At 58.5% G+C, this 10,899-nt stretch carries 11 protein-coding genes; 9 read left to right on the top strand and 2 right to left on the bottom strand.

Going from position 1 to position 10,899, the window contains the following annotated elements; all coding sequences use genetic code 11:
* Positions 1-196: 196 nt before the first annotated feature.
* Entirely contained in the window at positions 197-1,096 is a 900-nt protein-coding gene (locus EDC26_RS01165; protein ID WP_132579427.1) for a LysR substrate-binding domain-containing protein, read from the bottom strand.
* Positions 1,097-1,303: 207 nt separating this feature from the next.
* On the bottom strand, positions 1,304-1,450 hold the full coding sequence (locus EDC26_RS20030) for a hypothetical protein (protein ID WP_165930866.1): 147 nt from the start codon (positions 1,448-1,450) through the stop codon (positions 1,304-1,306).
* Positions 1,451-1,468: 18 nt separating this feature from the next.
* Here EDC26_RS20030 and EDC26_RS01160 point away from each other — a divergent pair, with 18 nt between their 5' ends.
* From EDC26_RS01160 to EDC26_RS01120, 9 genes are all read left to right on the top strand, one after another.
* Positions 1,469-2,563 carry an ABC transporter substrate-binding protein gene (locus EDC26_RS01160; protein WP_132579426.1) on the top strand — a complete coding sequence of 365 codons (1,095 nt, stop codon included), beginning with the start codon at positions 1,469-1,471 and terminating at the stop codon, positions 2,561-2,563.
* A gap of 12 nt (positions 2,564-2,575) precedes the next feature.
* Positions 2,576-3,484: an ABC transporter permease gene (locus tag EDC26_RS01155; RefSeq protein ID WP_243700736.1), complete on the top strand. Its 909-nt coding sequence runs from the start codon at positions 2,576-2,578 to the stop codon at positions 3,482-3,484.
* A complete protein-coding gene (locus EDC26_RS01150) occupies positions 3,481-4,323 on the top strand; it encodes an ABC transporter permease (RefSeq protein ID WP_132579424.1) in 843 nt (280 codons plus the stop codon). Before EDC26_RS01155 ends, EDC26_RS01150 begins: the two co-directional genes overlap by 4 nt.
* A 64-nt stretch (positions 4,324-4,387) precedes the next feature.
* Positions 4,388-5,470: an ABC transporter ATP-binding protein gene (locus EDC26_RS01145; protein ID WP_132579423.1), complete on the top strand. Its 1,083-nt coding sequence runs from the start codon at positions 4,388-4,390 to the stop codon at positions 5,468-5,470.
* A gap of 125 nt (positions 5,471-5,595) precedes the next feature.
* Positions 5,596-6,348, top strand: coding sequence for a transporter substrate-binding domain-containing protein (locus EDC26_RS01140; RefSeq protein ID WP_243700746.1), 753 nt, complete (start codon positions 5,596-5,598; stop codon positions 6,346-6,348).
* A 31-nt stretch (positions 6,349-6,379) separates the two neighbouring features.
* Entirely contained in the window at positions 6,380-7,048 is a 669-nt protein-coding gene (locus EDC26_RS01135) for an amino acid ABC transporter permease (RefSeq protein WP_132579648.1), read from the top strand.
* Positions 7,045-7,698, top strand: a complete 654-nt coding sequence (locus tag EDC26_RS01130; RefSeq protein WP_132579421.1) for an amino acid ABC transporter permease — start codon at positions 7,045-7,047, stop codon at positions 7,696-7,698. Before EDC26_RS01135 ends, EDC26_RS01130 begins: the two co-directional genes overlap by 4 nt.
* 8 nt (positions 7,699-7,706) lie before the next feature.
* Positions 7,707-9,419 carry a 5-guanidino-2-oxopentanoate decarboxylase gene (locus EDC26_RS01125; RefSeq protein ID WP_243700735.1) on the top strand — a complete coding sequence of 571 codons (1,713 nt, stop codon included), beginning with the start codon at positions 7,707-7,709 and terminating at the stop codon, positions 9,417-9,419.
* Positions 9,419-10,858, top strand: coding sequence for an aldehyde dehydrogenase family protein (locus EDC26_RS01120; protein ID WP_132579420.1), 1,440 nt, complete (start codon positions 9,419-9,421; stop codon positions 10,856-10,858). The genes EDC26_RS01125 and EDC26_RS01120 overlap by 1 nt, the downstream gene beginning before the upstream one ends.
* Positions 10,859-10,899 lie beyond the last annotated feature (41 nt).

The raw sequence follows: 10,899 nt of genomic DNA, 5'->3' as shown, positions 1-10,899 counted from the left end.
AGGATGGCTTGCCGCGAATGGCACCCACAAGGGGTGCCGCTACAAACGTATCTGTCGCTTGTAGCGACAGGCCTGTAGCGACAGGCCTTGTGCCTGTCATCTATGCAATACGATCTTGATTGCCAAGATTGTGTGCCACCCACAAGGGGTGGCGCTACAGGGGTGCCGATACAGGGCTGGCGGATACCACCCCGCATTAAAACGCTACGATCTCGGCCTGCGTATTGTCGACGCAATAGCGGCTTAGCCATGAATGCAGCGCGGCCAATTTTTCCTGGTTGGCGCTTGCCTTGGGGTAGACGAAATAATAGCTTTGGCCGGGCATGACACAATCGAACGGCTTTACCAGCCGTTGCATCTCGATGTCTTCGCTGGCCAGCACGCAATCGCCGATGGCGACGCCGAACCCCTGGGTTGCGGCGTTGACGGCCAGGTCCAGCGTGTCGAAGCTTTGCCCGCTCCCGGTATCGATGTTCTGAAAGCCCGCGTAACGCGCCCATGCCTCCCAATCGCGGTGATCCCTGGTCGGGTGCAATAGCGTCATGCGGCTCAAGTCCTCTTGCGTCATGGCGTCGCGCCCATCGAGCAGAGACGGAGCGCACATGGGCGTCAGTTGTTCCGTGAACAGCAATTGTGCATGGAGGTTCTTGTCGACCGGCATGTCGTAGACGATGGCCGCATCGAAAGTTTCGCGCTGAAAATCGACGCTGTGCTGCAGCGTTGTCGTCACTTGCAGAGGAATGTCGGCGTGTTCGGCTTGAAACGATATTACTTTTGGGTATATCCAGCGCATGGCGCAGGTAGGCACTTTCAACGTCAGCTCGACACGGCGGCGCATCAGGCGCGTGGATACTTCTTCGATTTGGGCGAAAGCTTCGCGCAGGGTCGGCAGCAACGATTCGCCCTCGCTGGTGAGCGTGATGCCGCGTGCGTGGCGTTGGAACAGGGGGAAACCGAAATACTCTTCAAGCAGCAATATTTGCCGGCTGACGGCGCCTTGCGTCAGGCACAAGTGGCTGGCCGCACGCGTAATATTCTGGTGGCGCGCCACGGTTTCAAATACCAGCAAGGCCTTCAGGGGCGGCAGCCTGTTCATATAAAACTCCGCTAGCACGAATCACTTTGTATTAAGCCATTAGAATTTTGCATGGCTGCCATGATTATATTTCGATTGTGGGGGCGATCGCAATACATAAGAATGCCAGTCATGAGAAAGGGAAATGGGCGTTACTGCGGCTATTCCCGAAAAATCAAAAATTCCCCGGATACGGAGAGAGACAATATGCGGCATTTACCCCCTCGGTCATTCTTGCTGACTGGCGCGCTGTTCAACCCGGACAGCCTGCCGGCCTTGCGCCATGCCTCGCCACATTTGCCACGCCCTGTTGATCGGTTTCTCTATTTGCGGCAGGTCGCGTAAACCCTCGGTTTCGCCTTCAATTTTACTCATCCATTACAGGAGAGAGCTATGCAAAATATTAATACTCGGCGGCGTCAGATCATTCAATCCCTGGGCCTTGCCACGGCCGCAACGGTAATATCGGCGCCATTTGTCAATGTCTATGCCCAGGAGCAGAACTTCAAGGGCAAGACACTGCGTTTTCTGACCTGGGCCGATGACACCGGCTTGGCGGCGTTGCGCAATATTGCGGCCACTTTTTCCGAGAAGACCGGCGCGAAGGTCATTGCCGATCGCGCTGACGGAACCTCCGGGATGGTGGCCAAGCTGAAGGCCGCGGGTACCAAGCCGCAATACGATGTGATCACGTTGGCCGGAGTGGGCGCGAGCGGCCTGGCCGAAGCGGGCCTGCTGATGCAGCCCGATTTGAACCGCCTGCCCAATTTGAAGGATGTGCCTCAGGCTTACCGTACGGGCGCCAATGGTTTTGGCGTGGGCTATTTGCTGTGGACCGATGGCCTGATTTACAACACAGCCACGGTCAAGGCGGCGCCTGACAGCTACGAAGCCTTGTGGGACAAAAAATACAGCGGCCGGATATTCCTGCCCCCTCCCAGCTTTGTCGAGGCGGTCGACACCGTCATTATTGCCGCAGGCATGTCGGGTGGTTCGCAAAGCAATATCGAGCCCGGCTTCAAGAAAATGGCGCTGCTCAAGGACCGAGTCTTGATGCTGGGCGAAAACCCGAACCAGGTGGCCGAACTGTTCCGCACGAAGTCGCTCGACCTGGGCGGGATCTATTCGCCCGCGTTCTTTCCGGCGGCCATCAAAAAGCCCGAGTACAACATGGGTGCCGCGTACGGCATGAAAGAAGGGTTTGCCGCCCAGCTTATGTATACGGTGATTCCAAAATCGCATCCTGGCGATGTTGCCCTGATCCACGCCTTCATCAACCATTCGCTTGACGCTTCGGTGCAGGGGAAAATGGCGGCCGATGTGTTGAATGGCCCCGTGAATTCCAAGGCGGTCGTACCGGCCGACAGCCTGCGCTATGTACCCACTGCGCAACAGATTGCAGAGAAGGCCCTGGTCCACGACGACAAGGCCCTGTCGGTGGTGCAAGGCGAATGGGTGCGGCGTTATACCGAGATGTTCTCCGCATAAGCTGCCATGGAAATGACACAGACCAAAAAGGGCGTTATCAAAGCCGGGCTTGGGGCACACGATGCGCCGGATCCCGGCTTTCCCGCGCGCCGCTGGCTTTTGTTGTTGCCGGTGCTGTCATTTCTTGCAGTGCTGTCCATCGCTACATTGGCTGTGCTGCGCATGAGCTTCGGGGTCCAGGGGCACGAGTGGAGCGGCTTTTCACTGCACAGTTATGCCGGACTGCTCGAACCCTATTACACGCGCTCGCTGTGGCTCACCCTGAGCCTGGCTTTTCAGAGCACCGTGCTGGCCATGCTGCTGGCCGTTCCCGTGGCGATGGCAATGGCCCGCACCCGGTCGGCGCTGGCGCGCCGTTTGCTGTTGACGGGTGTACTGTTGCCATTGCTGGTCAATTTGCTTTTGCAAAGCTATGGCTGGCTCATCATTCTGGCCCCGGGCGGCGTATTGAATAACGCCTTGCTTGCCCTGGGCGTCGTGCAGCGGCCTGTGTTGTGGCTGTATCGTGAAAACGGCGTATTGCTGGGGCTGGTGCAAACCGCGTTGCCTCTGGCCGTATTGCCCATGGCCAGCGCGCTGAAGTCGGTTTCGACCACGTATGAAGAAGCGGCGGCCACCATGGGTGCAAGCCGCTGGCAGATATTGCGTCACGTGCTGTTGCCGCTCGCGATGCCGGGAATCCTGGCCAGCGCCTTGCTGGTATTTGCCTACAACGCCAGCGCTTTTGCCATACCGCTGCTGCTGGGCGGGCGGCGCGTCACGATGCTGGCCGTCCTCATACGCGACCAGATTGCGCCCTTGCTCAACTGGCCTGCGGCGTCCGCGGCCAGCGTTATTCTGATGCTGGTGACGTTGGGTGTGATGGCGGTATCGCAGAAGCTGGTGTTGCGTACGCGAAAAATTGAAGGAGGTGTTCAATGAGCCTTCGCCTGATGCGCCGGACAATGCCCGGCGAGCCTGGCCGGCTGGCCAGCGTTCTGGCCGCTGTGGTGTTGCTGCTGGCCGCGCTGCCTATCATCGCCATGATCATCATGTCGTTCAGCGCGTCCGACACGCTGCAGTTCCCGCCGCCCAGCTATGGCCTGCATTGGTATCACGCCGCCTGGCGCACGTTTGTCGTACCCGATGCCAGCGACGTGCTGTCGATGGGGCAGGCCTTGAGCAACAGCCTGATCGTCGCCGTGGCTACCATGCTGATTGCTGCGGCCGTATCGATACCTGCCGCATATGCCTTGAACCGCTACGATTTCCCCGGGAAAGCAAGCATCGAGCAGTTGATTGCCTTGCCTCTGGTTTATCCCATGGTCATGTTGGGCATATCGCTGTTGATGGTGTTCAGCTACCTTCCGGTCGATCTTGGGCTGTTTCGCCTGGTGATTGCGCACGTGATCTTGTCCTTGCCCTTTGTGGTGAAGAATTGCTCCGCCTCGATTGCCGGCATCGGCATCGAGTTTGAAGAGGCGGCGCTCTCCATGGGCGCCGGCCCCTTTCGGGCCATGATCGACGTGGTGCTGCCATTGATGCGCCCCGGCATTCTGGCAGGCATGTTGTTCGCCTTCATTATTTCTTTCAACGAATTTACGGTGACCTTCTTTCTGTACGACATCAACAGCATGACCTTGCCGATATGGCTTTATAGCCGCACGGTGTCATCGCTGGATCCGACCGTTTTTTCCCTTGCCGTATTTATTGTATTGATCGATTTCGTGTTGATCTGGCTGCTGGAAAAAATGGTGGGTGACAAGGGAGTCTCTCTCTGATGGTCAGCACAACAACCTTTAGTCATTGCGAATGGTATGGGAACAAAAGCATGAGGTGCGCAGCATGAACAACGATCTGGTCATAGAGGGCCTGTGCAAGCGGTTCGGCGCCGTGGACGTGGTTCGCCATGTCGACCTGACTGTCCCCGATGGGAAGTTGGTTTGTTTTCTGGGGCCGTCGGGCTGTGGGAAAACGACGCTCTTGCGCATGATTTCCGGCCTCGAGATTCCAACATCGGGCCGCATCAGCATGGCGGGCGCCGATCTGACCGACGTACCCGCCAACAAACGGGATTTTGGCATGGTGTTCCAGTCCCTTGCCTTGTTTCCGCATATGTCGGTGGCGGGCAACGTCGCTTATCCACTGCGTCTGCGCGGTACGGGCAAGAGCAAGCAGGCACAGCGCGTCAGCGATCTGCTGCAGTTGATTCAGCTGCCTCATATGGCCCAAAGCCCGGTTTCGAAATTATCCGGAGGGCAGCGGCAGCGGGTTGCGATTGCGCGTGCCCTGGCTTCCGACCCCAAAATGCTGCTGCTCGATGAACCCTTGTCGGCGCTCGATGCCAAATTGCGCGAAGCGATGCAGGTCGAGATCCGCCTCCTGCAGCAACGGCTTGGGATCACCACCATCATGGTTACGCACGATCAGCGCGAAGCCATGACCATGGCCGACGTGATTGTGGTGATGCATCAAGGCAGGATTGCGCAAATCGGCTCTCCATTGGAGGTCTATCGCAATCCCGTCAATGAGTTCGTGGCCGATTTCATCGGTTTGGGAAATATTATTTCCGCGGTGGCCGATGGTGAAAACAGCGTACGTCTGGCCGGAGGCCAGCGGATCGGCATCGACCATTCCCGCAAGCTCGCCACCGATCAATCATGCAGACTGCTTATTCGCCCCGAAGATGTTTGCCTGAGCCCTGCTTTGCCGCCCGACCCTGCTGCGGCCAACAGCGTCGCGGGCGAGATTCAGTTCATTCGCGATGTCGGGTCGTCGCTGGAAGTCACCATTGCGTGTTCGGGTTTTTCGCTGACGGCCGCCACCACGCCGCGCGAAGTGCCCGACCTGCATGTGGGCATGTCCGTGGCGGCCAGGCTGCCCGCGCATGCGTGCCGGCTGTTCGATGCCGGTCCGGGATTGCAATGACGCATTTTCAGAAAGCTTTAACTGGTATTTATGCTCGCCGAGCTAAAAAAAGGGAAATCATCATGATCAGCACCAACCGTATTTCGATATCTTTCAATAAAACGCTTTTGAGCGTCGGCGCCGCAATGGTCCTGGCTCTTGGGATGCTGCACACCGCGCCGACCCAGGCCGACACTCTGGACAATATCGCCAAGACCGGCACGGTAAAGATAGGCGTATTTCTGGACTATCCGCCGTTTGGATCCATCGGGCCCGACATGAAGCCTTTGGGCTACGACATTGATATGGCCGACATGATAGGCAAAGCGCTGAAGGCCAAGGTCCAGCTGGTTCAGGTTACAGGGGACAACCGCATGGCTTATTTGGCGGGCCACAAGGCCGACATGCTGCTGTCGGTCGGAGAAACACCGGAGCGCGCCAAAGTGATCGATTTTTCGGATGCCTATGCGCCTTATTATCTGGCCGCTTTCGGGAGGGCCAAACTGGCGGTGAAAAGCAGTGCGGACCTGGCGGGGAAGACGGTTGCCGTGGCACGCGGCACGCTGGAGGATTTAAGTATTACCAAGGTGGCGCCTCCTACTGCGGTCATCAAACGCTTTGACGATCCGAGTGGCGCCATTACCGCTTTCCTGTCCGGGCAGGCGCAATTGATGGTGGTTGGCAATGATGTGGGCGCCACGATTATCGACAAAAATCCCAGCGTCAGTATCGAACAGAAATTCCAGTTGTTCAGTTCGCCCGATCACGTGGGCTTCAACAAGAACGAGCCTCGTTTGAAAAAGGTGCTTAACGACATGATTGCGCAAAGCAAGAAAGACGGCAGCCTCAACAAGATTGCCCAGCATTGGCTGCACGTGTCCTTGCCTGCCGATTTGTGATATTGGAAAACCTCAAAGCTGGAAGGCCATGATGGCGTACGTATTCGACTTTAGCGATGTGCCGCAATATGCCGCGTTACTTTTCAAAGGGGCCGCGGTTACGCTGGAATTGACGGCGGTCTCCACGCTGGTGGGCGGCGCCATCGGGGTGGGCGGCGCGGCCTTGCAGTGGATGGGCGGGCCGTCGATCCGCAGGCTGATCGCCTGCTATGTCGAGGCGATACGCAATACGCCATTTCTCGTGCAGCTGTTTTTCGTATTTTTCGGGCTGCCGAGCCTGGGCATCCATATTGGGGAAATGCAGGCCGCCATCCTGACCATGTCCATCAATATGGGTGCGTATGCCATTGAAATCGTCAGGGCCGGTATTGACGCGGTCTCGCGCGGGCAATATCAGGCGGCCCTGGCCATGGGCTTGACTCAAAAGCAGGCGCTGCGCTCCATTATCTTGCCGCAAGCTCTGGCCACCGTTTATCCCGCGCTTGTTTGCCAGGTGCTGATCGTGATGCTGGGTTCGGCCGTTGTGTCGCAGATTTCCGTGACTGACCTGACGTATGCGGCCAACTATATCCAGTCGCGTACTTTTCGCTCCTTCGAAATTTATCTGGTCATTACCGTTGTGTATCTGTTGCTGGCCATTGCGCTGCGCCGCCTCTTGAATCGCATGGGGCGCGGGCTTTTTGCAGGACGGCAGCCATGATGGGTTTCACTTTATTGGGCATGGGGCAGATTCTGATTCTGGCGGCGCGCTGGACGGTGCTGTTGTCCCTGATTTCGTTTATTGGCGGGGGCGTCGTAGGGCTGTTGTTGCTGGCCTGCCGATTGGCGGGCCGCAAGAAGATCACGGCGTTAATTGATGTTTATGTCGAGATTTTCCAGGGAACGCCGTTGCTGCTGCAACTGTTCCTGGTGTTTTTCGGCCTGCCGCTGCTGGGCGTGGATGTTTCCGCCTGGCTTGCCGCCAGCGTCACATTGACGCTCTATACCAGTGCCTATTTGCTCGATATTTGGGGCGGGTGTGTGGCCTCCATTTCGCGCGGGCAGTGGAATTCGGGCGCGAGCCTGGGCATGTCTTACCCCCAGCAGTTGCGCTATGTCGTGTTGCCGCAGGCTTTGCGGATTGCGATCGCACCTACGGTGGGGTTCATGGTTCAGGTCGTCAAGAGTACGGCGCTGGCCTCCATTATCGGGATGGTTGAGCTGACCAAGACAGGCAATATGCTCAGCAATTCCACTTTCCGGCCCTTTCCGATTTACGGCATGGTCGCCATGCTGTATTTCTTTATTTGCTTTCCCTTGACGTGGTATGCGCGCAAGCTGGAAAAACGGCACCAACAATCCACTCGTTGAAATTTAAGATGAATCTACTTGAGAGTATGGCAATCGATGCAGCCAAGAACCTGGCGCCGGTCCTGGCGCAAGGGGCGGCCCTGCATCCTGTCCGGGCCACCCGGACGTGTGGCGAGGTTCTCGTAACCCTGCTTGAAAATTATGGCGTCGACCTGGTGTTCGGTATCCCCGGCGTGCACACCGTGGAGCTGTACCGGGGCCTGGCGAGGTCGACGCTGCGGCATATTTCTCCGCGCCATGAGCAGGGGGCGGGCTTTATGGCCGACGGCTATGCGCGTGTGACCGGAAAGCCGGGCGTTTGCCTGATTATTACCGGCCCGGGCATGACCAATATTGCGACAGCCATGGCGCAGGCCTATGCGGATTCGATTCCCATGCTGGTCATATCCAGCGTCAATGCCCGCCGTCAATTGGGCAGCGGCAATGGCAATTTGCACGAGCTCTCGTCGCAGCGGAATATATTTTCCGGCATCACGGCGTTTTCGCACACCTTGATGTGTGTCGAAGACCTGCCCATGGTACTCGCTCGCGCTTTTGCCGTGTTTGACAGTGCCCGGCCCAGGCCGGTGCACATCGAAATACCGCTCGACATTATTGTGGCGCCGGCCGACCACCTCTCCACGCGGATTTCGGCGCGCAGCTCGAAGCCTTGCGCGGCAGGCGATCGTATTGCCGACATTGCCCAGCTTTTGGCGGGCGCAAAGCGGCCGCTGATTCTGGCCGGCGGCGGCGCGGTATCCGCAGGCCGCGAGTTGCAGCAGCTGGCCGAGTATTTGCAGGCGCCCACGGCGCTTACGATCAACGCCAAAGGCCTTTTGCCGGCCCGGCATCCTTTGCTACTGGGCTCTACGCAGTCCAGTGAAGCAACCCGGGCTCTTGTTTGCGAAGCCGACGTGGTGCTGGCCATAGGCACGGAATTGAGCGAAACCGATTACGACACGGTTTTCGACGGAGGTTTTCGCATCCCCGGCCAGTTGATACGGATAGATATCGAGGCGGCACAGCTGGCGCGCAATTATCCGGCGGCCAAGGCGCTTATGTCGGATGCAAAAGATGCACTGCTGAAATTGATGCAGAAGTTTTCCGATACTCCTGCGCCTGTCGGCGGCGAGGCAAATTGGGGGAGCGCCCGGGTGGCTTCGCTGCGCAAAGAGCTCTCCGCCGGCCTGGACGATCAGGCCAGGATGCATCACCGTGTGCTGGAACTCATCCGCGACACGCTGCCCGAATCTGTCTTCGTCGGGGACTCCACGCAGGTGGTGTATACCGGAAACCTGACGTTCGATGCGCTTGCGCCTCGAACCTGGTTCAATTCGTCAACCGGATTCGGCACCTTGGGTTACGCGCTACCCGCCGCCATTGGCGCAAAGCTGGGCCGCGAGGGCCTGCCGGTGGTGTGCCTGATCGGCGATGGCGGGATGCAGTTTACTTTGCCTGAACTGGCCAGCGCTGTCGAGGCTCATGTCCCGGTGATTGTTCTTCTCTGGAACAATCTGGGTTATGGCGAAATAAAGAAGTACATGGAGAATCGGGATATCACGCCCATAGGCGTCGACATCTATACCCCCGATTTCATCGCCATAGCCCAAGGCTTTGGCTGCCGTGCGCATCATGTGTCCGGCCAGAAGGAACTGGTGGCGGCTTTGCGCGCCGCCACGCAAGTCAATGTGCCCACCGTGATAGAAATTTCTGAAGCGGAATGGGTCGAGCAGGACAACTGATGCGGCATCAACACTATATCGCGGGACAGTGGCGGGCGTCGGAATCGGGCCGGGTCGAGCCGATCATCAACCCGGCCACGGAAGACGTTCTGGCACAGGTCGCCTGGGGCGATAGCGCCGATGTCGATGCCGCGGTGAGTGCCGCAACGAAGGCAACGTCGGCGTGGAGCCGCACGTCCGGTCGCCAGCGCGCCGACTACCTGCGCGCGATCGCCCTTGGCGTGGCCGCAGAGCGCGATAATCTGGCTCGTTTGCAAACGGCCAATAACGGCAAGCCGATCGCCGAGTCCAGGGTGGATGTCGACGATGTCATCGCCACTTTCGATTATTACGCTGGATTGGCACAGGACCTGGATGCGGCGCAGGATAATCCGGTGGCGTTGCCCAATGCGGCTTTCGAGGCTAGCTTGCGTTACGAGCCTTGTGGGGTGGTGGCTTTGATCGTGCCATGGAATTTCCCGATGGTGACCACCGCCTGGAAGCTTGCGCCGGCCCTGGCCGCCGGGTGTTGCGTGGTGCTCAAGCCGTCGGAAATAACACCTTTGCCGGAGTTGGCGCTGGCCGAGGTGATCGACAGCGTCGGTTTGCGTGCCGGGGTGTTCAATCTGGTCGTGGGCGGTGGCGCCGAGGTGGGCGCCGCCATGGTGGCGCATTCGGGCGTTCGCAAGGTGTCGTTTACCGGCAGCACCGCGATTGGGGGGGCCGTCATGAAATCGGCCGCCGACGATATAAAAAACGTCAGCCTGGAACTTGGCGGAAAATCGGCGGCGCTGGTCTTTGCCGATGCCGATATTGAGCGGGCGCTGGATATTGTCTGCCAGGGCATATTTTATAACGCCGGGCAGATGTGCTCGGCCACTTCGCGCCTGCTGGTCGAGCGGACCGTGGCCGATGATTTCATCCGGGGTTTGAAGCGGCGCGCAGAGGCCATTGTGGTCGGCGACCCGATGGACGGCCGCACTACGATGGGGCCTTTGACGACCCGTCAGCAGTACCGGAAGGTACTGAAGTATATTGAACAAGGCGTTGCCGCAGGTTTACATAGGGTGACGGGCGGCCAGCCGGTGGGTCAGGGAAAAGGGTTTTATCTGGCGCCTACGATATTTGCCGACGTGCCTGTGGACAGCCCGTTGTGGCGCGAAGAAATATTTGGCCCGGTGCTGTGCGTTAATACGTTCGAGAGCGAACAGGAGGCGATAAGCATGGCCAATCAGAGCGAATTCGGGCTGGTGGCGACTGTGCTGACCGGTGACAAGGAAAGAGCCGATCGCGTATCGGCGGCGCTGGATGTCGGGCTGGTATGGGTCAATTGCCCCCAGGTGATTTTTCCGCAGACGTCGTGGGGCGGTATGAAAAAAAGCGGTATCGGGCGCGAGCTGGGCCCATGGGGCATGCGGGCGTTTCAGGAAATCAAGCATGTTGTGCGTTGCATCGGCTAGCAGCGGCTGATCAAAGGGCCGCCTTTTCGTCGCCGTCTTTA

This window comes from Paralcaligenes ureilyticus (assembly GCF_004346225.1).
Lineage (GTDB): Bacteria > Pseudomonadota > Gammaproteobacteria > Burkholderiales > Burkholderiaceae_B > Paralcaligenes > Paralcaligenes ureilyticus.
Note: the sequence above shows the minus strand (reverse complement) of the source record. Positions and strands in the feature narration are given on the sequence as shown.